The 24,149-nt window shown below is 30.1% G+C and carries 27 protein-coding genes and 1 tRNA gene; 19 read left to right on the top strand and 9 right to left on the bottom strand.

The genetic code is table 11. From position 1 onward, the window contains the following. Positions 1–148: 148 nt before the first annotated feature. Entirely contained in the window at positions 149–892 is a 744-nt protein-coding gene (locus AB8U03_RS04245; RefSeq protein ID WP_369703304.1) for a peptidylprolyl isomerase, read from the top strand. 122 nt (positions 893–1,014) lie between these two features. On the opposite strand, the gene AB8U03_RS04240 is transcribed toward AB8U03_RS04245, so the two are convergent. After that, complete coding sequence (locus AB8U03_RS04240; RefSeq protein WP_369703303.1) at positions 1,015–1,752, bottom strand: NAD-dependent protein deacylase; 738 nt, start codon at positions 1,750–1,752, stop codon at positions 1,015–1,017. A gap of 154 nt (positions 1,753–1,906) precedes the next feature. Here AB8U03_RS04240 and AB8U03_RS04235 point away from each other — a divergent pair. Continuing rightward, positions 1,907–1,980: transfer RNA gene (locus AB8U03_RS04235), tRNA-Cys, on the top strand. A gap of 71 nt (positions 1,981–2,051) precedes the next feature. Here the strand turns inward: AB8U03_RS04235 and AB8U03_RS04230 are convergent. Next, on the bottom strand, positions 2,052–2,966 hold the full coding sequence (locus AB8U03_RS04230) for a S66 peptidase family protein (RefSeq protein WP_369703302.1): 915 nt from the start codon (positions 2,964–2,966) through the stop codon (positions 2,052–2,054). Positions 2,967–2,983: 17 nt separating this feature from the next. After that, positions 2,984–3,925 carry a magnesium transporter CorA family protein gene (locus tag AB8U03_RS04225; protein WP_369703301.1) on the bottom strand — a complete coding sequence of 314 codons (942 nt, stop codon included), beginning with the start codon at positions 3,923–3,925 and terminating at the stop codon, positions 2,984–2,986. A gap of 303 nt (positions 3,926–4,228) precedes the next feature. Here AB8U03_RS04225 and AB8U03_RS04220 point away from each other — a divergent pair, with 303 nt between their 5' ends. The 13 genes from AB8U03_RS04220 (at position 4,229) to AB8U03_RS04160 (ending at position 14,558) form a co-directional block, all read left to right on the top strand. Next, positions 4,229–4,441 carry a sigma factor G inhibitor Gin gene (locus AB8U03_RS04220; RefSeq protein WP_369703300.1) on the top strand — a complete coding sequence of 71 codons (213 nt, stop codon included), beginning with the start codon at positions 4,229–4,231 and terminating at the stop codon, positions 4,439–4,441. Next, entirely contained in the window at positions 4,420–5,877 is a 1,458-nt protein-coding gene (locus AB8U03_RS04215) for an aminotransferase class I/II-fold pyridoxal phosphate-dependent enzyme (protein WP_369703299.1), read from the top strand. The genes AB8U03_RS04220 and AB8U03_RS04215 overlap by 22 nt, the downstream gene beginning before the upstream one ends. A 117-nt stretch (positions 5,878–5,994) precedes the next feature. Next, the gene (locus AB8U03_RS04210) at positions 5,995–6,690 is read left to right on the top strand and encodes a dTMP kinase (protein ID WP_369703298.1); all 696 of its coding nucleotides are present in this window, start codon (positions 5,995–5,997) and stop codon (positions 6,688–6,690) included. A gap of 141 nt (positions 6,691–6,831) precedes the next feature. Then, positions 6,832–7,161: a cyclic-di-AMP receptor gene (locus AB8U03_RS04205; protein ID WP_369703297.1), complete on the top strand. Its 330-nt coding sequence runs from the start codon at positions 6,832–6,834 to the stop codon at positions 7,159–7,161. Between the two features lie 16 nt (positions 7,162–7,177). Continuing rightward, positions 7,178–8,122, top strand: a complete 945-nt coding sequence (locus AB8U03_RS04200) for a DNA polymerase III subunit delta' (RefSeq protein ID WP_369703296.1) — start codon at positions 7,178–7,180, stop codon at positions 8,120–8,122. A 7-nt stretch (positions 8,123–8,129) separates the two neighbouring features. Continuing rightward, positions 8,130–9,035 (top strand): PSP1 domain-containing protein, encoded by a 906-nt coding sequence (locus AB8U03_RS04195; RefSeq protein WP_369703295.1) that lies wholly within the window; start codon positions 8,130–8,132, stop codon positions 9,033–9,035. Between the two features lie 11 nt (positions 9,036–9,046). Further along, positions 9,047–9,250 (top strand): ferredoxin, encoded by a 204-nt coding sequence (locus AB8U03_RS04190; protein ID WP_369703294.1) that lies wholly within the window; start codon positions 9,047–9,049, stop codon positions 9,248–9,250. An 87-nt stretch (positions 9,251–9,337) separates the two neighbouring features. After that, positions 9,338–9,511 carry a DUF362 domain-containing protein gene (locus AB8U03_RS04185; protein WP_106010910.1) on the top strand — a complete coding sequence of 58 codons (174 nt, stop codon included), beginning with the start codon at positions 9,338–9,340 and terminating at the stop codon, positions 9,509–9,511. 238 nt (positions 9,512–9,749) lie between these two features. Then, complete coding sequence (locus AB8U03_RS04180; RefSeq protein WP_369703293.1) at positions 9,750–10,544, top strand: flagellar motor protein; 795 nt, start codon at positions 9,750–9,752, stop codon at positions 10,542–10,544. Further along, a complete protein-coding gene (locus AB8U03_RS04175; protein ID WP_369703292.1) occupies positions 10,541–11,323 on the top strand; it encodes an OmpA/MotB family protein in 783 nt (260 codons plus the stop codon). Before AB8U03_RS04180 ends, AB8U03_RS04175 begins: the two co-directional genes overlap by 4 nt. 260 nt (positions 11,324–11,583) lie before the next feature. Then, complete coding sequence (locus tag AB8U03_RS04170; RefSeq protein WP_369703291.1) at positions 11,584–12,345, top strand: tRNA1(Val) (adenine(37)-N6)-methyltransferase; 762 nt, start codon at positions 11,584–11,586, stop codon at positions 12,343–12,345. Beyond that, a complete protein-coding gene (gene rsmI / locus AB8U03_RS04165; protein WP_369703290.1) occupies positions 12,345–13,187 on the top strand; it encodes a 16S rRNA (cytidine(1402)-2'-O)-methyltransferase in 843 nt (280 codons plus the stop codon). The genes AB8U03_RS04170 and rsmI overlap by 1 nt, the downstream gene beginning before the upstream one ends. 294 nt (positions 13,188–13,481) lie before the next feature. Next, on the top strand, positions 13,482–14,558 hold the full coding sequence (locus AB8U03_RS04160; protein WP_369703289.1) for a C40 family peptidase: 1,077 nt from the start codon (positions 13,482–13,484) through the stop codon (positions 14,556–14,558). Positions 14,559–14,903: 345 nt separating this feature from the next. On the opposite strand, the gene AB8U03_RS04155 is transcribed toward AB8U03_RS04160, so the two are convergent. Then, complete coding sequence (locus tag AB8U03_RS04155; RefSeq protein WP_369703288.1) at positions 14,904–15,149, bottom strand: AbrB/MazE/SpoVT family DNA-binding domain-containing protein; 246 nt, start codon at positions 15,147–15,149, stop codon at positions 14,904–14,906. A gap of 498 nt (positions 15,150–15,647) precedes the next feature. Between AB8U03_RS04155 and AB8U03_RS04150 the strand changes: the two genes are divergently transcribed. Then, a complete protein-coding gene (locus AB8U03_RS04150) occupies positions 15,648–17,039 on the top strand; it encodes an HDIG domain-containing metalloprotein (RefSeq protein WP_369703287.1) in 1,392 nt (463 codons plus the stop codon). 178 nt (positions 17,040–17,217) lie between these two features. On the opposite strand, the gene AB8U03_RS04145 is transcribed toward AB8U03_RS04150, so the two are convergent. The 3 genes from AB8U03_RS04145 to AB8U03_RS04135 are packed head-to-tail and all read right to left on the bottom strand — an operon-like array spanning position 17,218 to position 19,212. Further along, positions 17,218–17,871: a DUF1292 domain-containing protein gene (locus tag AB8U03_RS04145; protein WP_369703286.1), complete on the bottom strand. Its 654-nt coding sequence runs from the start codon at positions 17,869–17,871 to the stop codon at positions 17,218–17,220. Between the two features lie 8 nt (positions 17,872–17,879). Then, positions 17,880–18,530, bottom strand: coding sequence for a PspA/IM30 family protein (locus AB8U03_RS04140; protein WP_369703285.1), 651 nt, complete (start codon positions 18,528–18,530; stop codon positions 17,880–17,882). A 16-nt stretch (positions 18,531–18,546) separates the two neighbouring features. Then, a complete protein-coding gene (locus AB8U03_RS04135; protein ID WP_369703284.1) occupies positions 18,547–19,212 on the bottom strand; it encodes a hypothetical protein in 666 nt (221 codons plus the stop codon). A gap of 366 nt (positions 19,213–19,578) precedes the next feature. On the opposite strand from AB8U03_RS04135, the gene AB8U03_RS04130 reads away from it, so the two are divergent. Then, a complete protein-coding gene (locus AB8U03_RS04130; RefSeq protein WP_369703310.1) occupies positions 19,579–20,157 on the top strand; it encodes a DUF1836 domain-containing protein in 579 nt (192 codons plus the stop codon). A 27-nt stretch (positions 20,158–20,184) separates the two neighbouring features. Here the strand turns inward: AB8U03_RS04130 and ispF are convergent, their stop codons facing one another. Together ispF and AB8U03_RS04120 are read right to left on the bottom strand one after the other, a co-directional pair. Then, complete coding sequence (gene ispF, locus AB8U03_RS04125; RefSeq protein WP_369703283.1) at positions 20,185–20,661, bottom strand: 2-C-methyl-D-erythritol 2,4-cyclodiphosphate synthase; 477 nt, start codon at positions 20,659–20,661, stop codon at positions 20,185–20,187. A 205-nt stretch (positions 20,662–20,866) separates the two neighbouring features. After that, on the bottom strand, positions 20,867–21,052 hold the full coding sequence (locus AB8U03_RS04120) for a hypothetical protein (protein WP_369703282.1): 186 nt from the start codon (positions 21,050–21,052) through the stop codon (positions 20,867–20,869). A gap of 579 nt (positions 21,053–21,631) precedes the next feature. Here AB8U03_RS04120 and AB8U03_RS04115 point away from each other — a divergent pair. Further along, positions 21,632–22,549, top strand: coding sequence for a polysaccharide deacetylase family protein (locus AB8U03_RS04115; protein ID WP_369703281.1), 918 nt, complete (start codon positions 21,632–21,634; stop codon positions 22,547–22,549). 75 nt (positions 22,550–22,624) lie between these two features. Further along, a complete protein-coding gene (locus AB8U03_RS04110; protein ID WP_369703280.1) occupies positions 22,625–24,127 on the top strand; it encodes an Ig-like domain-containing protein in 1,503 nt (500 codons plus the stop codon). The last annotated feature ends 22 nt before the right edge of the window (positions 24,128–24,149 follow it).

Below are 24,149 nucleotides of genomic sequence, written 5' to 3'. Positions count from 1 at the left end.
CTGAAAATCCTCGTGTCCCTGGTTCGATTCCTGGTCTGGCCACCAAAAGTTTCAGAGTTTATCTGGAACTTTTAATTTTTATATGGAAAAAATACAGGAATTATGTCATAATTAATAATAAAGTATAATAATATTAAGGAGAAAATATATGCAAAATGATGTGTTGGCAATTGTTAATGGTGTAGAAATAATTGAAGATGATTTACAAAATACCATAAAAAGATTTCCTGCGGAAAGACAGCAATATTTAAATACTGAAAATGGGAGAAAACAATTACTGAATGAAATTATATCTTTTGAACTCATCTATAATTATGCTAAAGATGAACAAATGGAGAAGAATAAAAGTTATCTGGCTAAATTGGAAGCAGCTAAAAAGGAAATATTAACTCAAGAGGCAGTGGCCAAGATTATGGAAGATGTTAAAGTAACAGATGATGAAGTTAAAGATTATTATAATGCTAATAGAAGTATGTATAAAAATCCTGAAAGTATAACTGCAAAACATATATTGCTAGATTCTATTGAAAAAGCTAATAAGGTATTAGAGGAAATAAAGGACGGATTATCTTTTGAGGATGCTGCTAAAAAGTATTCATCATGTCCATCAAAAGCTCAGGGAGGCAGTCTTGGAAGATTCACAAGGGGACAAATGGTACCTGAATTTGAAAATGCAGCCTTTCAGTTGGAAATAGGAATAATAAGTGAGCCCGTAAAAACTCAATTTGGGTATCATCTCATAAGGGTTGAAGAAAAGGAAGAAGCTTCAATAAAAACTTTTGACGAAGTTAAAGATGCAATTAAAAGAGGATTGTTACAAGAGCGACAGGCATTTAAATATGATCAATTCACTAAGAATTTAAAAAATAAATATAAAGTAGAAATTAAATAATCTTTCATTTTCAACTTTAAATGAACCTATTTAAGATTAACAGGCATATTTAGTAGCAGCAATAGGCCTGTTAATCTTAAATAGAGAAGAAAAGTATTCCTCATGATTAAACTCAATCGCATCTAGAAAGCACTTGATAGTATGCTTTTTAAAACTGTCCCTATTTTATCATGTATTACTATATCGGCCTTATTGTCATAAGGAGTAGATGATTTATTTATAAGAACAAGATGTTTGCCTTTAAAATAATTAATTAATCCTGCAGCGGGGTATACTACCAAAGATGTTCCACCTACGATTAGAATATCAGCTTGCCTTATGTATTCAGTAGATTTATTTAATATGCTCATATCTAGACTTTCTTCATATAAAACCACATCAGGTTTTATTATTCCATTGCATTTGTCACATTTAGGTATCATATCAGAACTATTTATTATATAATCTAAATTAAAAAATTTATTACATTTTGTACAGTGGTTTCGATGGATTGAACCATGTAATTCCAAAACATTCTTTGAACCTGCCATTTGATGAAGACCATCTATATTTTGAGTTATTATAGCTTTTAATTTTCCCATTTTTTCTAATTCGGCCAGAGCATAATGAGCATCATTGGGTTTTGCATCTTTGTATATCATTTTTTTTCTATAAAATTCAAAGAAATCTTCAGTATGAGACATAAAGAATGTATGACTTAGCATTATTTCAGGAGGATATGAAAAATTATTTTTAGTTTTATAGATACCTGCTTCAGATCTGAAATCAGGTATTTGTGATTCTGTAGAAACTCCTGCACCTCCTAAGAATACAATGTTATTACTAGTATCTATAGCAGATTTTAAATTTTCATAACTCATAATATCACCTCATATAATATTATAGCACATACTTTTTTATATATCGGCATACTAAATTGAATTTTGTTAATAAGCTTATTTGATCATTAATAAAATTCGAATTGACAAGACATACATATAATGATATAATAAATTTCGTTGAATGTTAAAATGTGGCGCTATAGCCAAGTGGTAAGGCAGAGGTCTGCAAAACCTTCACCCCCAGTTCAAATCTGGGTGGCGCCTCCAAGTAAAACCAGAAAATAGTCTAATTAAAAATAAGAAACTCTAAAGTATCCATTGACTTTAGAGTTTCTTTATCATTTTACTACAGGTTCCAATAAGTTGATTTTACCCTCTTTAAAATTTACTTCCACATTGGCACCAATTGGAAGAGTTATTCTTGGATATGAGTGTCCGGATTGAAAATTAATTAAAGTAGGTTTTTTTAAACTCAATATTCTATCTTCTAATATTTCATCTAGAGTTAAGCTACGTTCATAATGTGGAAGCTGGCAATTTTTAAATTGACCCATAATAAAACCCTTGCATTTTTGAAGATCCCCGCTTAATGTAAGTTGAGTAAGCATTCTATCAATTCTATAAGGTTCTTCACCTATGTCCTCTATAAATAGTATTTTATCTTTGGTATTTACAGCATAAGGCGTACCAAGCAGGCTGCATATTAATGAAAGGTTACCACCTATTAATTTTCCACTGGCATATTCTCCATTAAAATAATCTGTAGGTATATTTCCGGGATTTTCTATGGTAAAAGGAGTGTAACCTGACATTAAAGTATTCAAAAAACTTTTTAATGTAAAATCGTCAAAATCAGTATTGCACATGGGAGAATGAAAAGTAGTAATATCACATCTCTGAAATATGCTATTTAACAAGGTGGTTATATCACTAAAACCTGCAAATATTTTAGGATTTTTCTCTATGACATTAAAATCTATGAGGTCTAAAAGTCTCATGGTACCATAACCGCCTCGTGTACACAATATCATGTCTACTTCCTGATCCAAAAACATATCCATTAGATCTTTGACTCTATCAATATCTTTTCCTGCCAGATATCCCCATTTATCATATATGTGTTTTCCCTCTTTTATTTTAAAACCAAGACCATTTAAAAATTCAATACTTTCTTTTATTTTTTCAGGTTTTTGGGCACCTGAAGGAGATATAAGACCTATGGTATCTCCTTTTTTTAACCTTTTTCCAAGCAAATTATCACATCCTAAAATTAAAATAAATCTCTTTTTTTTAAAAATATTATGCAGATAACACAAATTAAAGCAGTTATTGCATATATGGACCAAAAGGCATTTTTGTATTGAGTAAAAGGTATGCCAGGTACATTCATTCCAAAAGAACCAAATATTATATTAGGGATAGCCATAACTATGGTTATAGAAGCTAAAAATTTCATCACTATATTTAAATTGTTGGATATAAGAGAGGCAAATGCATCCATGGTTCCAGTTAAAACATTGCTGTAGATATTTGTCATTTCTATTGCCTGCTTATTTTCAATAATAACATCCTCCAAAATATCCTGATCCTCGGGATACTTTTTTAAAATCTCTAATTTTAGCATTTTTTCTAGGGTTATTTCATTAGCTTTTAAAGATGTAGAAAAATAAACGAGGGATTTTTCCAATGATAAAAGTTGGACAAATTCTTTATTTTTCATAGACTTATGAAGTTTTTTTTCTATCATCACACTTTTTTTATCTATTTGCCTTAAATAAAGCAAATAATAACTTGCTATTCTATAAAGTATTTGCAAGATAAATCTGGAACGTTTAAAAGTGTAAAAAGATTTGACTTTTCCGTCTATAAAGTCTGTAAGAATTTTACTATTTTTCAAACATACTGTTATTAGGTTAGATTCGGTATGAATAATTGCCAGAGGATATGAATCGTATGTTAAGGAGTTAACCTCCATCTCTGTAAAAGGTATATCAACTATTACCAGCAGATTATCATCTTCACTGTCTATACGAGACGTTTCTTCTTCATCAAGGGCAGCCCTCAAAAAATCTAAAGAAACACCGGATTTTTTTGATATTAAAAGTAAATCTTCGTCTGAAGGTGCTACAATGTTAATCCAGCAGCCATGTTCTATAGTATCCAGGGATTGCAGCTTGTTTGATATATCCATGGTTTTGTAAATTGAAATCATATGATATCCTCCTTGTAAAAATTAGCTTGAATAAATTGATTAATCTATTATTATGACTATTTATATTATAACTTATAAAATATAAATTTGAATACATTATCATAATAATCCATAATAATAAAATAATAAAAAATTAATTTATTTATGTGGACAAAACAAATTTAGAGGTGAGATTGAATATTATATATTATAAAGAAAAAAAGAAACAATAAGAATTGAATATTATATACATTAAAAGGTAAGAATGTAAATAGCAAAAGTTACTTTACTAATTCATAAATAGGACTTGCTAGGAGGATATGGATGAAAAAAAAATATTGTATCATATGTGGAAAGCCTTTAAGTAATGGTATAATAATATATGGCAGGGGAATTTGCTCCTGCTGTGAAGAAAGACTAATAAATTTGGAAAATAATTTGGATTTTTACGAATACTATAGAAAGAAAATAAAAAAGACTATAGTACATTATATAATAAGAGGAGAGACAATGAATTGCCAGAATTACCACTTTTAGAAGGAGTCTTAAAATATATTAAAGAAAATAATATATTATTTTGTATGCCCGGGCATAAAAATGGAAAAGGGTTTTATAATACTTCCATAGGAAGGGAATTTGTAAATAATATTTTAAAGTTTGATATTACAGAAGTAGATGGGGTAGACAATCTTCATAATCAAAAAGGTATAATATTAGATGCAAGTAGGCATCTTAGAGATTTTTACGGAAGCAAAAAGTCTTATTTCTTAGTTAATGGCAGCACCTCCGGAAATATGATAATGCTATTTAGCAGTTTTAATGAAGGCGATAAGATTTTAGTAGAGAGAAACTGCCATAATTCTATATTTAATAGTATAATTATGAGGAAGTTAAAACCTGTATATTTAAAAAATATTATAAGTAAAAGATTAAATGCTCCTATTTCTATAGATTTGGAGCATTTTTTACAAGTTTTAAAAGAAAATGCAGATGCAAAGGGCATTGTAGTTACATATCCTAATTATTATGGTATATGTAGTAATTTAAAATTTATAATGCAAGAGGCTAAAAAATATAATATGAAGGTATTGGTGGATTGTGCTCATGGATCTCATTTTGGAGTTCATCCAGATTTACCAGAAAGTGCAGTAAAGCTTGGAGCAGATATGGTAGTTACAAGTGCCCACAAAACTTTATCAAGTTTAACTCAAAGTGCGTATTTACATGTTAATAATGACAGGGATATTGATAAAGCAGATTTTTACTTTGATGCATTTTCAAGCACCAGCCCCTCTTATATATCACTTTGTTCCATGGACTATGCCAGATTTTATCTAGAAAAATACGGATATAGGGATTATGAGGGACTTATTAGAAGAAATCAGCATTATAGGAATAGAATAAATTCTATAAGGGGATTGAGCATAATTGATAAAGAGGATATAGTAAAATTTAATAGGAACTGTATTAGAGAGAAAAATATGATGGCAAATGTTTGGAACATAGATTTAACCAGATATATTATAAATTTAGATAGGAATTACAGCGGTGATTTGTTATTAAAGTATTTGAGAAAATCAGGTATACAATGCGAAATGAGTGACGGCTCTAATGTAATACTTATTTTTTCACCTTTTAATAAGGAGGAGGAATATGAAGTATTATATAATACATTGAAAAATTGTAATTTGGAACATCTTAAGTACGAGAGAGCAAATATAATTGAATATGAAATACCTGAGATTAAAATGCTGCCATATGAAGCTGTAAATGCAGAAAAACAGATTGTAGATTTGGAGGATTCCCTGGGGAAAGTAAGTGGGGCAAATATTATACCTTATCCTCCGGGAGTGCCCATTTTGTTAATAGGGGAGTTAATAAATAAAGATATTCTGGAGATCATTCGATATTATTCCAAAAATGGAGTAGATTTAATGGGAGTAGAAGATAATAAGATAAAAGTTATCAAGTGATTCTTAGGTGGGAAAGAACTTATCCAGGGGCGTAGCATTTCTAATATCCTCAATTTGAAAAAGTGTGGATTTAGACAATGGTAGCCATGGCATAAAAAATATATTGGGGGAAATTAAATGAGATCATTAAAGGGAAAACTTATAGTTATAGAAGGATGTGATGGAAGTGGCAAAGCTACACAGACAAAAATGCTTTATGAGAGGCTTCTAAGTGAAAAATATAATGTGAGAAAAGTGGAATATCCCAATTATTCCAGTCAATCTTCAGCATTGGTTAAAATGTACTTAAATGGGAATTTCGGAAAAGATCCTGAAGATGTAAATGCTTACGTAGCTTCTACTTTTTACGGGGTGGATAGATTTGCATCCTATAAGATGGATTGGAAAGAATTCTATGAACAAGGTGGAATAATATTGGCGGATAGATATACTACGGCTAATATGATACATCAGGCTTCCAAAATTGATGATGCTAAAGAAAAAAATAAGTTTTTAGAGTGGCTGTGGGATTTTGAATTCAATATATTTGGTCTTCCGGTACCGGATTGTGTAATATTTTTGGATATGTCCCCTGAATACAGCAGGCAGCTTGTAATTGACAGGAAGAATAAATTTACAGGAAATTCTCAAAAAGATATACATGAAAGTGACTATCCTTATTTGATTAAATCATATGAAAATGCATTGTACATCGCACATAAATATAACTGGAATAAAGTCTCCTGTGTACAGGATAAAAGGATAAAAAGCATGGATGAAATTCATGAAGATATATATTCTCTGGTAAAAAAAATATTAAAATCAAATATATAAGAAGATCTAGGAATATACTAAAATTAAGATAGCTCATGTTTTGAAGTTATATAAGGTAATAAAAAATTATGTTATAATTATTATATTAATTTAAGAATAAATAACTTTAAATAAAAATAAATGAGAAGGAGTGATACCCTTATGAAATTAATTATAGCTATTGTTCAAGATGATGATGCTGGTGATTTATTGGAGAGCCTGACAGAAGCTGGATTCGGAGTGACTAAACTTGCAACTACAGGAGGTTTTTTAAAAGCAGGCAATACCACTTTAATGATAGGTGTTGAAGAAAAAAATGTAGGGAAAGTAATAAGTCACATAGAGGAAGTATGTAAAACTAGAAAGCAGGTTATAACAACTCCTTCATCTGTTGCTAGTTCTACAGGCGTATATATGCCATATCCTGTTGAGGTGGAAGTTGGAGGGGCTAATATATTCGTAGTAGATGTGGATAAATTTGTAAGGATTTAAATGGGAGGAATATTTAGTGGGCTTTTATAAAATAATAGGTCATCAGGGTATAAAGCTCCAGATAACAAATTCCATAAAGTTAAATAGATTTTCACATGCCCACATTTTGGTGGGGGAAAATGGCATAGGTAAAAGTATGATTGCTAAAGAAATGGCCATGAAGGTGTTGGGCAAAAGTGAATTCAAACAATATGTGGATATAGTTGAATTTAAAGTACCTAAGGGTAAGAAATCTATTGGAATAGAAGAAGTAAAAAATATAATTGAAGAAACAAATAAAAAACCTTACGAATGTGATAAAAAGGTAATAATATTATATAATTCTGATAAGATGACGGAAGCGGCGCAAAATGCACTGCTGAAAACTATAGAGGAACCACCTTCAGGAAGTTTTATGGTACTTTTATGTGAAAAATTAGACGGTATTTTGGACACAATAAAATCCAGATGTCAGATATATAAGTTCAATAGGTTAAGTCAGAAGGAGATGGTTGTATTTTTAAAAAATAAGTTTCCAGATTTACCTAAAGAACAGGTGAAATCTGTTTTAGCCTTTAGTGATGGCATACCAGGAAGAGCTGAAAAGTTTATTTCAGATTCTTTTTTACGTGAAATAAGAGATACTGTTATAAGTATGCTTAAAGGATTGAATGACAATGATTTGAATTCTTCTTTAAAATTTTCTACCTATTTATTTAACATGAAAGACCAATGGCAGGAAATACTTACCTGTGTTTTATCATATATACGTGATGTACTTATATATAAAGAAACAGGTAATGAAGAATTAATTATAAATACGGATAAATTTGAAGATATAAAGATTATGGGAGAGATGTTTTCATTTAATAAATTAAATGATATCATTAATATTGTCAAGGACACTAAAGAAAAACTAGGAAGAAATGTGAGTCCAGCTCTAGTTTTTGATTCTATGCTGGTGAAAATGCAGGAGGTATAAATGAGATATGGTAATGGTGGTAGGTGTACGTTTTAAAAAAGCAGGTAAAATATATTATTTTTCACCGGATAATTTAAATATACAAGAGGGAAATAATGTAATAGTGGAGACAGCCAGGGGGATAGAATTCGGTAATTGTGTTATAAGACCAAAAAATATAGATGAAAGTGATATAGTTCCACCGCTTAAAAATGTTTTAAGAATAGCTACAGAAGAAGATGTAAAAAAGCATGATGAGAACAAAAGAAAAGAAAAAGAGGCTTTCGAAATATGTATAGAAAAAATACAACAGCATAATTTGAAAATGAAACTTATAGATGTGGAATATACATTTGACAATAATAAGGTAATATTTTATTTTACGGCAGATGGCAGAGTTGATTTTAGGGAATTGGTAAAAGATCTTGCTTCAATATTTAGAACTAGAATAGAACTTAGACAAATAGGAGTGAGAGATGAAGCTAAGATGATAGGTGGATTGGGGCCTTGTGGCAGGACCATGTGTTGTGCTACCTTTTTGGGAGACTTTGTACCTGTTTCTATAAAGATGGCAAAAGAACAGAACTTATCTTTAAACCCTACTAAGATATCGGGAATATGCGGAAGACTTATGTGTTGTTTAAATTATGAACAGGATACTTATGAGAAAATAAGGCAAAGGCTGCCTAAAAGAGGATCTATTGTAAGTACGGTTTATGGTAATGGGGAAGTTATGAGTAATTCTGTAGTTAAAGAAAGTGTTAAGGTAAAAATAAAAAGTGAAGACGGCGAAGATGTATTAAAAGAAATACCTATAGATAAAATGGAAGTAATTTCTGGTGGATTTGAAGGCAGTATAAATGAGGATGAAATAGAGATTGATGCAGAAAACGAAGATCCGGATGTAATTAAACAGTTGTTTAAGGAAGATTAGGGAGGTAGCATATGAAATCTGTATTTAAAATTTTTGATATGCGTACTGCTGAAGATATTAATAAAATAAGATGTAGCATTTGTAATAATGAAGGAATAATTGCTTTCCAGATAAATAAAGAAAAGAATGAAGTAAGTATAATATATGATAATTATTTTGTAACAAAAGATAAAATAATTCAGTGTCTTGAAGATATGGGGTATACAGTATTTTAAAATTATCTTTAAAAGTGCAGATAAATATGATAGAATATCAAGGGATGAGATAAATAATATGTGAAATCATAAGGAGGTGTTACGAAAATGGCATATAAAATTACAGATGCTTGTGTAAGTTGTGGATCATGTGCTTCAGAATGCCCAGTTGACGCTATAAGTCAGGGAGATACTCAATTTGTAATAGATGCAGATACCTGTATAGAGTGTGGAAACTGTGCAAACGTTTGTCCAGTAGGAGCACCAGTTCAAGAAGATTAATATTAAAAAGGCTACCCAGATATGGTAGTCTTTTTAAATTGGACAAGTAACTTAATGAGCTTGCAAATGAATTCGTATTTTTACCTATGTTAAAAAATTAACACAGATAAAATAATTTTATATCCAGGATAATGTTATATTAACATTAAAGAGTAGAAAATTTTATACGAATATTTATATAGACATGACAAATGCAAACTAAAAACGAGAATTAAATTAACTAGATGGAGGAGAGAAAATGGATATATCTGTTATTGTATTTTTGTTTTTTGGGATATTCTCAGTAGTAGTTGGTTATATAATAGAAGGTGGACAGGCAACGGCCCTTTTAGGAGCTACTGCAGCCATAATAGTTTTTGGGGGAACAATTGGTGCGACAGGTTTATCATTTCCCATGGATATATTAAAAAGAATTCCTAAAATGTTTAAGGTTCTTTTTAATCCCAGAAAAACAGATTTACCAGCTTTAATTTCATATTTTAAGGATGTATCCTATAAGACAAGAAAAAATGGATTATTGAGTTTAGAGGGTGAAATATCTAATGACCCTAATTTGGATCCTTTTATAAAAAAAGGTCTTCAGCTTGTAGTAGATGGAGTGGATCCCCAGGCTGTTAGAAGTATATTGGAATTAGAGCTTGAATCTACATCTGAAAGACACAGAGAAGGTGCTGATGTATTTGAGAGTGCAGGAGGATATGCACCTACTATGGGTATTGTAGGTACGGTTATGGGATTGGTTCATGTATTAGGAAACTTGCAGGATAGTTCTACATTGGGCCCTAAAATAGCAGTAGCATTTTTAGCTACACTATATGGTATTGGATCTGCAAATCTTTTATGGCTGCCAATAGGAAATAGATTAAAGCAAGCGGATGAAAGAGAAGTAAAGGAAAAAACCCTTGTTGTTGAAGGAATACTTTATATTCAAGAGGGAATAAATCCAAATACAATAGCGGAAAAATTAAAAAGTTTCTTAAATAAAGAGGAATTATTAAAGTATGAGGCGATAGATGGGAAGGCTGAGCTATGAAAAGAAAAAGACCGGGGAAAAAACCAGATGGCCTGAGGTGGATGCTAACTTATTCGGATTTGATAACACTCCTTATGATATTTTTTATCGTTATGTATTCCATGAGCCAGGTGGATCAAAGTAAATACAAGCAACTTTCTGAATCTCTTAGTATAGCCATGGGTGGAGGTAAAAGTATAATAGGTCAGGACAATACTTCTAGTATTAAAGATGATGTGAAGAAAATAGATACTCCAGATTCAACTGAAGCTGAAGAAAAAAAATTATCGGAATTAAAGGTACAATTAGATAAATACTTGAAGGATAATGGAATGAGTAAAGACGTATCTACTACTATAGATGAAAGAGGACTTGTGGTAAGTATGAATGATACGTTATTATTCGATACAGGTAAGGCAGATATAAGACCTGAGTTTCAGCAGGAGCTTACGGAAATGGGCAAGATTTTAAATCAGCTGGGAAATTATATTAGGATAGAGGGACATACTGATAATGTGCCTATTAGTAATAGTGAGTATTCTTCTAATTGGAAACTGTCCTGTGATAGAGCGTCTAATGTTACTGAATTTTTTGTAGCTAGAGCTGGGATTCAACCCCAAAAGCTTTCAGCAATTGGATATGGTGAATACAGGCCTATTGCAGATAACTCCAATGAAGCAGGAAAAGCTAAAAATAGAAGAGTGGATATAATCATATTGAACAGTAAATTTAATGCAGTCGAAAATAATAGCTCAGATGCCAAATCCTCTCAAAACCAGAAGACTACAAAAGAGCAGTGAGTAAAATAAAAATAAAGTTTATTATTCCCTGGAATGTTTATCTAGGGATTTTTTGTATTTATACTGTAGATACTATTTTAGCATACGTTTATTAAACATGGAACTCAGCTTAATTGACAAAGGTTCATATTTAAACCATAATTATAGATAGCAAGTTAAACCATAAGAAGTGATTTTTGTGACGCTAATGCACATTAGAAGAACTTATTTAGGGGTTACGTAAGTATAACCATCAGATGAATTAAAAGTGGGGTATTGAGGTGAATAATGATTTTTTAGAAAAAGATGAGACTTTGGATGATTTACAATTAAAGGGACTATGTGTAATTCAAAAAAAGGATGCATTTAGGTTTGGGGTGGATGCAGTCTTACTTGCTAATTTTGCCAATATAAAAAGAAATACAAAAGTAATGGATTTATGCAGTGGTACTGGCATAATTCCTTTTATACTGGTGGGAAAAACTTCTGCCAGTAAAATAACTGGAATAGAAATCCAAAGTGATATGGTAGATATGGCCAATAGATCTGCGCAATTAAATAATGTGCAGGAAAAGATAGAATTCATTCATAAGGATTTGCGAGATCTTAAATATTTAAAAACCATGTCAAAGGTTGATGTAGTTACGGTAAATCCACCATATAAATTAAAAAATTCCGGAATTGTAAATTTAAAAAATAAGGATGCCATTGCCAGACATGAGATTTGCTGCGATTTAGAAGATGTTATAAAGGCCGCTAAAACTGTTTTGAAGGATAACGGAAAAATTTATATGATCCATAGACCGGACAGATTTGCAGATATTATATGTACTATGAGGCAATATAAAATTGAGCCCAAGTTTGTAAGAATGGTTCATCCAAGTGTAAACAAAGCTCCCAATATGGTGCTTATAGAAGGACAAAATAATGGAGGTCGGTTTTTAAAGTGGGGTGCCCCCATATATGTGCATCAGCTGGATGGAAACTATACAGATGAAATCAATAGAATATATGGAAAATGTAAAAAGGGAGATGATAAGTGATGGGAAAACTTTTTTTAGTGGCAACCCCTATAGGAAATTTGCAGGATATAACTTTACGTGCATTAAAAGTACTTAGAGAGGTGGATTTAATAGCTGCTGAAGATACAAGGCGGAGCTTAAAGTTATTAAATCATTTTAATATAAAAAAACCACTTGTAAGTTACCATAAATATAATGAGAATGAAAAAGGCAGAGAATTAATTAAAAAACTGGAAGATGGAAATGACATAGCTTTGATAAGTGATGCCGGAACCCCTGGCATATCAGATCCGGGAAGTGTTATGGTACGTAATTGTATAGAATACGGAATAGATTTTGAAGTGCTTCCTGGAGCCACTGCAGTGACTACAGCTTTAGTTTATTCCGGATTGAATACTTCAAGGTTTATTTTTATTGGTTTTTTACCCAGGGATATTAAAAGTAAAAAGGGTATTTTAGAAGATATAGTTGAGAGAAGAGAAACGTTGATATTTTATGAAGCTCCCCATAGATTGTTAAATACTTTGAAAGTTTTAAATACTGTTTTAGGTAATAGACATGCAGCCATTTGTAGAGAGCTCACTAAGATTCATGAGGAAATATTCAGATCCACTTTGGAAGAGGTGACAAGTTACTATGAGAATAGAGATATAAAAGGGGAATTTGTGATTATAGTAGAAGGCAAAAGTGAAGAAGAATTCTTAATGGAAAAAAGAGAAAAGTGGATAAGTTTATCTGTAGAAGAACATATAAAAATGTATATGGATGAAGGATTAAGTAAAAAGGAATCCATGAAAAAAGTAGCTAGAGATAGAAATGTTTCTAAATCTGAGATATATAGGTATTCAATTAATTTACAATAATTCAATATAAGACCAAAATAATAATGAACTGTATTTCCATATTGTCAATAAAACTAGTTGAAAATAGTTAAATTATCAATAAATCTCTGGGTTTTATTGAAAAATTCTAATATTTCTAAGGAAAATTTGTCATAGGCGTTGAGATGTCCTATGGTTTAATGCTATAATAAACATATGCCATTTTTAAATTTAAGATTATACTTTTAAAAGTATTGTTTTAAATTTATTTAATTTAGGAATCCAAATCTATGATTTGGAGGGGGTAATTTAATATTATATTAGGAGGTAGATGAATTGAATAGAAAAACCTTATCTGTTGCAATTGCTTTAACATTAGCATTATCAACAGGGACAAGCGTTTTTGCAGCATCAAGCAGTTCGAGCTCACTGGCTCAAGTTAAACAGCAAAAACAAGGTCTGGAAATTAAAGTTGAAAAGTTGAATGATCAAATAGTACAAGTTATGCAGCAAATTGACGGTAACAAAAAAGACATTAGCAAAGTTTCTGATAATATAAAAAACACTCAGACAAATATAGAATCAACTGAAAAGGATATTAAAAGCCAACAGAAATTATTTAATCAAAGAGTAAAGGCTATGTACATAAATGGTATGAATAGTTATCTAGGAGTAATATTAGATGCTGATAATTTAAATGACTTTATATCTAGATTGGATAACGTAACAAAAGTAATGGGTTTTGATAAAGGCGTTATATCGGATTTGTCAGATAAGAAAGAAGAATTATCTAATCAAAAAGAAATATTGAATAATGATAATGATAAGCTTTTGGCATTAAAATCCGACAATGAAAAAAAATTGTCCAAGCTTAATAGCGATAAGGAAAGTCAAACTGCGCTGATAACATCTTTAGATGCCAAAGAAAAGGAACTTGCAGTAGCTGATACGGAAACTTCAAAAGTAATTGCTTCAGCAGCAAATAATGTTCAGCAGATTAGAAATGCAGCACCAAGAATTACTGGCTCTAGTGAAAGTGTTTCAAGAGGCGGTGATGCAGCAGTATCATCAAGTGCAGTAGTAGCATATGCCTCTAATTTTTTAGGTGTTCCATATGTCTGGGGAGGAACTTCTCCGTCAGGTTTTGATTGTTCAGGATTAGTTCAATATGTATATGCACATTTTGGAATTAATCTTCCAAGGACTTCACAAGAGCAGCAAAATGTTGGAGTAGCAGTATCCAGAAGTGAACTTCAACCTGGGGACTTAGTGTTTTTCGGTTCACCGGCATATCATGTAGGAATATATGTAGGTGGGGGATCTTTTATCAATGCGCCTAAAACTGGAGATGTTGTAAAAATAGCAAGTTTAGATAATAGATCAGACTTCACCGGTGGAAGAAGAGTTAAGTAATTGGTAAAATAAATATATATAAACATATAAACATATTTAAATAAAAACATACATACATAGTTAAATTTAAGTTATATTTTACAAGGTTTAGCTATGTCTTTTTTTGTAGTTATGATTATATATGGAAATATGAATGTTATTACAAAGTAAATAATCAAAAAAGACCGATATGAAATTTTCATATCGGTCTTTTTAATCAAGTGATCTTTAGGTTCAGTGGAACTTTCTCATAAGAAATGTTTTTCGTACCGAACCTAAGAAGAACTTATTAAGGGTATAGCACTGCCTATTATACACCACTTTACAAAGCTGGGGATATTAGCAATGTCAGCCACTGGATAAATATTATTTACCTTCTTTTAATTCATTTAAACATTTTTTACAGATATTTTTACCTCTGTAATTTACTACATCTCTTGCATCACCACAGAAAATACATGCCGGTTCGTATTTTTTTAATATGATTTGCTCACCATCAACATATATTTCCAAGGCATCCTTTTCAGCAATGTCTAAAGTTCTCCTTAATTCTATAGGAATTACAATTCTTCCTAGCTCGTCTACTCTTCGAACAACACCTGTAGATTTCATTTACGCTCTCCTCCTTTAATTCCACAATTCGACATAACTACAATTAAATAATAGCAAAAATTACATTAAAAGTCAATGTATTTTCATAAAATATTTTACAAATTTCTTATGAAATTCCATCTAAAGTTAATATACTACCAAAATATACAAAAGTCAATAATAATTAAAATGAAAGTTTTCTTAATATATATTATAAAAATAGGCTAAATATAAGGGTTTATACATAAAATTAGTAATGAGATTAAATGAAAGGTCTCCTATTTTAAAAATTGTTATAACTAAAATTAGAACTAAGATTTATAAATAAAATAGTAATTAAATGGATAATAAAATATTATATGTCGAAATTATTGTATGCTTTTTAGTTGAATGTATTTTTTTATGGTAATCTAAATATAAAGGCAGAATATATATTTAGATAATCTATTTATATAGTCTTTATTAGTGATTTATTTATGAAAATAAAATATTTTATGTGATAAAATGATATAGGAGTAGGTGATTAATTTGAATTATGTGAAAAAGTTTATCTATGATTTAAAAAGAGTAGTAAATGATATGGAATTAGAAGTTTATTTAGTAGGAGGATATGTAAGGGATAAATTAATGAATATAAAGGCAGAACCCAAAGATGCAGATTTTATAATTAATGGTGATATTCATAAAATTATAGAGGAACTTGAAAAAAGAGGATACGAATTCTTCCCCATAAGGGAGGATGTAGGTATATATAGATGCATACTGGATGAAAATACAATAGATATATCATCTATGAAAGGCAGTTCTATTGAAGAAGATTTAAAGTCCAGGGATTTTACTGTAAATGCCATAGCTATGAGAGTTATCCACAATAAAATAATAGATCCCTTTTATGGAAGGAGAGCGTTAAAAAGCAGAATACTTAAAAGCGTAACTGATAAAAGTTTGGAAGAGGATCCTGTTAGAATATTGAGAGGTATAAGATTTTATATAAGCTGCGGAATGCATTTTAACCTGGAAACGGAAAAGCAGATTGAAAAAATATGCTGTACAATAATGGATTCACCTGTGGAGAGAGTTTTTAGGGAGTTGATGCTTATAATAAAAAATGATCATATGGGAATAGCTTTTGAAATTTTAGATAATTATGGAATATTAAAAAATATCATTCCCTATATAGATGAATTAAAGACCATAGGAAAATGTAAATATCATAGAGAAGATGTATTTACCCATATGAATCTGACTTATGGTGTATTTAAAGACGTTTTAAGTGGAAAGATGAAATTAGAGGGCTTGGATTTGAGTATATTTAATCATAAGTTAGGGGAATTTAAACTTCAGGAATATTTAAGTTTAGCTTGCTTTTTGCATGATATAGGTAAATATGAAGCTTATAAAAAAGAAAATAATAAAATAAGTTTTCATGGTCATGATATAAAGGGAGCAAATATATGCAGAAATTTTTGTAATAATATGAAGTTCCCAAAAAGGGCAGAAAAGTATATAGAAAATATAGTGAAAGGACATATGTACCCATTGGGACTATTTAAAAATGAAGCTGTAGATAATAAAAAAGCTTTTTATAAGTTTTTTTACAAGTATGACGGATATGTAGTTGAGATACTCACTACTGCATTTTGTGATAATTATGCTACTAGAATGGATCTGGATAGGCAAAATGAAAAGGTAAGGTTTAAGATGTTTATTGAAAATATGTTAAAGGAATATGAAGTGTACTATGAGATGAATGAACATAAGCTTTTAAACGGAGGGGACGTTGTGAAGATTCTGGGAAAACAAGGTCCTGCAATAAAGGTTGCTCTTGAAAATATTCATAAACTCAGGTATTTGGGAAAAATAGATACCAGAGAAGAGGCAATTAATTACTTAAAATTACAATCATTTTAGAACATATTTATATATGTATTAACAACATAAGTTATCCACGATGTGGATAACTTATGTTTAATTTGCTTTAAGTATAATAATATCAATATATAACTTATCCACAGAAAATGTGTATAAAGTTGTGGTTTCTGTGGACAAGTATTTAAAATCATAAAGAAAATTTGTGATTTCAGCACAATTATTGGTCTACACTTTGAAATGTAGAAACTATAAAATCAAATTCCTCAGCATTCGAAATTTCTCCATAGCTATCTTCAGAAATTCCAGGATAATAGTATAGTATAAATTTTTCTTTAGACAATAAATTTTCGACTATTATATATTTTTTGTCCAATTTTATATCCTGCAATGTGGAAAGAACAGTATATCTATTATTTTCCCCGGTTCTATCATTAACAAGATTAATTGAAAAGTTATTATGTTTTGTCACATTTATTTTTTCCCTATCACAATATACAATTTTAGAGCCAATTTTACATCCTAGACAACTGTCGAATTTACAATCAGCAGTACAACTTAGACATTCACAATTAGCACATTTTTCAAGCTGTGATAGGGATTCTAAGTGGTCATTTTTATAAGACTCCAATAAGGAAATATACTTATCTCCCTTTAACTTTTTAAAAAATTTTTTTGTGTCAAGTTCACTTTCGGCAGATTCTATTAATTCTATATATTTTTTCAAAGTTGGTATTTTAGCAGTATATTTTCTCCTGGCTAAAATTTTTTTATCTAAAAAGGGAGAAACATTATCTATTGCATAACTTATATCTACAAATATTTTTCCGTATTTATCCTTCTCGAGTTTTATAAACTGGTGGACTTTATCCATGATATCACCTAATTTTGTTTATATTTTTTTAATTCTTCATCAATATCAACCTCATCTAATTTTTCAAATTCTTTTTCTAATGTATCTTCTTCCTTTAAATCTCCAAGTCCTTCAGCTAAAGCTTCTTTCTTTTGAATTTTTCTTTCAATATCATCCATGTTTATTTTATTGTTTCCTGTGTCCACGTTAGACATTATTTCATTTATTTTTTTGCTCGCTTCAGCATTATTGAATCTTGCGGCAGCTTCATCTCTATATACTCTGGTTTTTCGGATCTCCTCTTCTAATTCCTTTAACTTGGTTTTTACCGATTCAGCTTTTTCATAGGCATCCTTATAGCTTATTTCAAGGGACTTATAATTGTTATCAGCCTCTAATTTTCTAGCTAGAGCCTTTTTAGCTAATTCTTCATTTCCCTTGTTTAGAGCAAGTTTTACTTTGTCATCAAATTCAGTAGATATTCTTTTTGATTCTTCCATCTTTTTTTCAATTTCATGTACATTGCCTAATATTTGTGCTGAGGATAATTTAGCCTTGTTTAAGCTGTCCTCCATATCTCGCAACTTTTGATCAAGTAGTTCAATAGGGTGTTCCAGTTCATCTAAAGTATCATTTACCTTTGCTCTAAAAATATTAGATATTCTTTTTAATACTCCCATAAAAATCCTCCTTAAATTATCTTTTCCTCTTAAATTTATTTATCCTGTTGATGATAAATATTAATATTAGTATTAGTATTACAAATTTAGCAAACCCCCAAAAGAAGGTTGATAAAAGACTGTTATTCCCGTAGTAGCCGGTACTATGTCCCCAGGGTACGGGAATTGGTATAGGAAAAAAGGATCTCTTGCTGCCGCTGTTATAATTTCCCTCAGATTGAGAAGTACTGCTGCTAGCTTTGCTATTGCTAGATTTTGAAGAAGAATTAGGTGCATTGGAAAAACTGCCCGATTTAAAATCTCCACTAGAGCTGTTACCATTGGATCCCTTTTGAAAGGTAGATTTAGGTGCAGAAAAGCTGCCTGATTTAAAAGTACCTCCAGAAGATTTTGGGCTGCTACTGTGTGTAATAAAACTTACGGATTTAAATCCACTAAAACTTGAACTTCTGGCATAAACTATATTGGAGTTATTGTTTGTAATCAAGTTAGTTGATTGGGTTTTGAAAATACCTATTGATAAAAATAAAAAGGTAAGTAATAGTGATATAACAAAATATTTTTTATTACGTTTAATTTTAGGCGCCTCCCTTAAAACCTTATCTTTTCTATATGGTAACACAATATTTATCCGAAGGCTACCATTGCTAATATCGCACTTTTTCAAAGTGCGATTAAGCATTGCTACGCCCCTGGATTGGCTCTTCTAAGGTTTGGTATAGGAGCCATTCTTTGTAGAAAGGCTTTGCTAAATCTAAGAATCACCTGATATTTAGTGGACATTAAAAACAGAGAATGTTTATATTATTTATTATATAGTATTTAATAACTTATAACAAGTAGTAAATTAACCTATTTTAAACCATCTAAGAGGATTTACATGTAAAAATATTATATTATTATATATTTTTATAAATGTTTAGTTTGTAAACAGGATGTATATGCCATATAATATTAATATGAATCAAGTTTAAAAATAAAAGTTTTGATTTAGCACATAAGCATGTTAGTTGGGAGGTCGTAAAGAGTGAATGAGCACAATTTCGAAATGGAATATATAAATAAAATAGCAAAAAATATATCAACTAATACCATAATACCGTATGAGGACTTACCAAGATATGATTTATTTTTGTCTCAAGTTATAGATTATCTGAATGATAAATTCGAGGAAGAAAACTATACAAATAACATAGTGCAAAATTATATTAAAAATGAAGTTATATCTAAACCGGAAGATGGGAAAAAAAGAGGATACACAAAAGTTCATTTAACTCAACTTATTTTATTGAGTTATATGAGACCAATATTGACTACGGAGGAAATAAAAAAAGTATTTGCATTGGCGTTTAATGAAATAAACAATGGTGAGGATGATATAATATCCTGGGAAAATGCGTATAAGATATTTTCAGATCTGCAAAAAAACAGTCTTGAAGATTTAATGGAAAAGGAATGCTTTAATGAAAAAAGATTTCAGAATATAATGAAAGATATGAACTTAAAGATCAAAGATAAAGAAGAAGAAAGAATAATGGTGTTTTTTGTGGTTATGTCTTTAATCTGCCAGGCAAGTGCAATTAAAAAATTAGTTCAAAATATAGTTAATAATTATGAAGATAAATAGGGACTTAAAGTTCCTATTTATTATGTATTAAGTAATTTTATTTAGTAAACATATGCTTTGAACAGCTATACCTTCTCCACTTCCCGTAAATCCAAGGCCCTCTTCGGTAGTGGCCTTTATGCTTATTGCAGATATGTTTATATTCAGGGTCTTGGCTATATTTGCTCTCATATCTTTTATGTAGGGAGATAGTTTAGGTTTTTCAGCTATTATAGTGGAATCTATATTTTCTATAACATATTTATTGTCTTCAATTAAATTGGATACCTTGGATAATAACTTGAGGCTGGATATGTCCTTGTATCTTTTGTCATTGTCAGGAAAATATTTACCGATATCCCCTAGGCATGAGGCCCCTAATAAGCTGTCCATTATTGCATGAATGAGTACGTCAGCATCGGAGTGGCCAAGCAGTCCCTTGTCAAAGGGGATGAGTACACCTCCTAATACAAGGTGTCTATTATAAACTAATTTGTGAACATCATAGCCAAGTCCAATTCTCATAATCAATCCTCCTAGATTTTTATTCGATGACTGCCATTGCTAATATCCCACTTTTCCAAAGTGCATTAAGCAATGTTACTCCCTTGGATAAGTTATTCTAAGGTGTAGTATGAAAAGTATTCTTTATGGGTAAACTCCATCTCATCTAAGAATAACTTAATTATATTTTATCATATATAATAAAAAGGTGCATTTATTTAGCACCTTAAGATATATCTCTGAAATAATGGATTATTTTTTTATTGTCTTTATCTTTTGTTTTATTTGTTTTGGAAGTTTTATTTGTAGAGCTAAATAATTTTGATAAAAAAAATTTTACTGAAGAGAAAAATGGCATGTTCTTTTTCTTATTGTTTTTTGAAAAATTCACTTTGATAACGTTATCTTTCATAGAATAGCCCCACCTTTCGTAAAAAAGTTTCTTTATTATTATAATATCATAAAAGTAAAGAAATGTTAAGAAAATTATGAAAAACATTTTGCAATCTTATAGTAACAACACAAAAATTAAGGGGATAATAAATCCCCCTAATTTTGTGAGATAAAAAGGTATATTATTTTGTATTAGGAAATGTTAACTGTAATCTTCGAGCTTTGTAATTGTGTGGGTATTAATATTATATGGAAATTGATTTAATTTGGTTACTGTGATTTTAAAAGTATGCACATGTTGTCCACAAAACTGTGGACAATGTGTATATATAATAAGAAATTTACAATAAAATGAAAGAAATATAATAAATTGACTATTGATAATATGATAAAAATAAAATAATAACAAGTTATGAACATAATATCTGTTGATAATGTGCATAACTAAAATAAAATTTCTTGTTTTATTAATTATATATATATATTATAATAAATGGTAGAATATATACGTATAATATTAAATTACTGGATATGAAGGTTTTATTCTAAAGTATGAGTATAATCCATAGGATCAATAATATGTCAGGAAAGTGATAAGATGGAAAATAAGAATATAAAAATTCTAATTAAAGTAGCCTTAATATTTTTGATTGTAATTATCACCTATGGTATTTATAGGGTTAAGAGCTATCATACCATTGACAATGGAAAAGATGATAATAAAATAAATTTTAAATTTGATGAAACTAAAAAAGAAAATGTAAAAAAGAATGATAATCAATTAAAGGCAGTTAAAGATAGAAAATTTACAGGGGAAGATTTAAAATACAATTCAAAATCTATTCCAATTTTATATTATCATTCAATAGATTATGAAAAGGGAAATGAATTAAGAGTTCCAAAAGAAAAGTTCAGAGAAGAAATGCAATACTTAAAAAAAAATGGATATACTACCCTTACTATGAATGAGTTTTATGATTTTTTAGTTTATAATAAACCCGTGCCGAATAAATCTGTAGTTATAACCTTTGATGATGGTTATAAAGATAATTACGAAAATGCTTTTCCAATACTAAAAGAATATGGTTTCAAGGCCACCATATTTATAATTACAAGTACTATAGACAATGAAAAAGGTTTTTTAACCTCAAGCCAGCTAAAAGAAATGGAGGACTATGGTATAGACATTGAAAGTCATACAGTAAATCATGATAAATTAGATAGATTAACTTATGATGAGCAATTGAAGACACTAAAAAACTCTAAAGATTTTTTGGAGAAATTATTAGATAAAAAAGTGAATTATATTGCATATCCATATGGAGAATGGAATCAGGATACTGTAAAGGCTACAAAAGCTGCTGGATATAATTTAGCTTTTACTACAGTAGCAGGATGGGCTAATAAAGATGAAGGATTATATACATTGGATAGAGTATATGTAAGTGCCAACCATGGGATGGACGAATTTCAAAGACGTCTGACAAATGTAAATTATGAAAATACAGGTCAATAGGAGGTGGGGCCATTATAAATATTTAAAAATAATTTATAAGAATTTTAATATGAATGTATGAATGGGGGAATTTTTTTGAAGAGAAAGATAAAAGCTTTTATTATAACAGCATTTTGTATGTTTATAGTTTTTCAATTTAAGGTATCTGCGGATTCACAAATAGAAGCTCCTAGAGTAAATATTGATACAAACAAAGAATGGACTGTTAAATTCAATACTGATCTGGAGCCAAGTACAGTCAATGATGAGAATATAACTGTTACGGATTGGAACAATAATAAGGTTCCTGTAGCTGTAAGTATGGGAAGCAATGGAAGTACTGTTTTGATAAGTCCTGAAGTATCCGGGTACACTCCTGGTAAAAAATATTATGTGACAATAGGACAAAATGTTGAATCAATGTCAGGGAAAAAATTATCGAATCCTTTAAAGATGGAATTTACTACAACTAACAGTTATTCAGATGGTACAAGCTATTCAGAGCTTCCGAATATAGTTTCTGATGATTTTGAATTTACTCCTCTTTTGTCATCTGAAAAACAGGGGTTTTATATAAAAAGTGACAGTACATCGGATGTACAATATAGAATTTTTGTAAATGGGCAATATGATAAAGCCGATGATTATACAGAGTTGACAGATGGATATACCAGCCCTGATAATAATGGTAAGATATCATCTCTTAAAACGTTAAGTGGAGGTACTAATGGACAGAAATATAAACTTGTAATCTATATAAAAAGAGCAGGAGTCAAAGGAGCTCATAGTGATGTGAACACTGATTATGACAATTATACTGTAGATTATTTAAGATGTGTGGACAGTATAGATAATGAAAATGATGAATATGTAAATTATGATGTGTCATTGAATGATATGGTTAATACGCAATTGAATTCTCCTGATAAGGCTGTATTTGTAGAAACTGATGTGATGAATAATGCGGCTTCAAAAAACCTGATAAAATATTATTCAAATTCTAATAACTTTCTCGACAGTTATGGTAAATATCAATTCTTAAAACTTACATATTCAGATGGTGCCACAGCAGATAGTTTAAATAATTTTTTACTTGGTAAAGGAATTTTGGAAGGAAAGGGACAAGCATTTTTGGATGCAGCCAAAGACAATAATATAAATGTGTATTATCTGGTTTCACATGCTATGCTTGAAACTTCAAATGGAACTTCGATTTTGGCAAATGGTGGAGCTAAAAATGATGATGGAACTTATTTGTATGGTGTTCCGGTATATAATTTTTTTGGAATAAATGCAGTGGATAGTAGTTCTGTTTTAAGTGGTACTAAAGCAGCTTATGAAAACGGATGGACAACTCCAGAAGCAGCTATTTCAGGAGGGGCAAAGTGGATATCAAGTAATTATATAAATGGCATTGAAGCTGGACAAGATACTCTTTACAACATGAGGTGGAATCCTGAAGAACCTGGACAACATCAATATGCTACAGATGTATCTTGGGCTTTTAAACAAATATCAGATATAATTAAAGGAATTCAAAATATGGCATCAGATAATAGCTTGAATTTGGAGTTTGAAATACCTAGGTTTAAAAAATAGTATTGGGATATAAAACAAGTGG

This window comes from Clostridium moutaii, from assembly GCF_041205085.1.
GTDB classification, from domain to species: domain Bacteria; phylum Bacillota; class Clostridia; order Clostridiales; family Clostridiaceae; genus Clostridium_B; species Clostridium_B moutaii.
The sequence above is the reverse complement of the archived record's forward strand: the minus strand, read 5'-3'. Positions and strand labels throughout refer to the sequence as shown.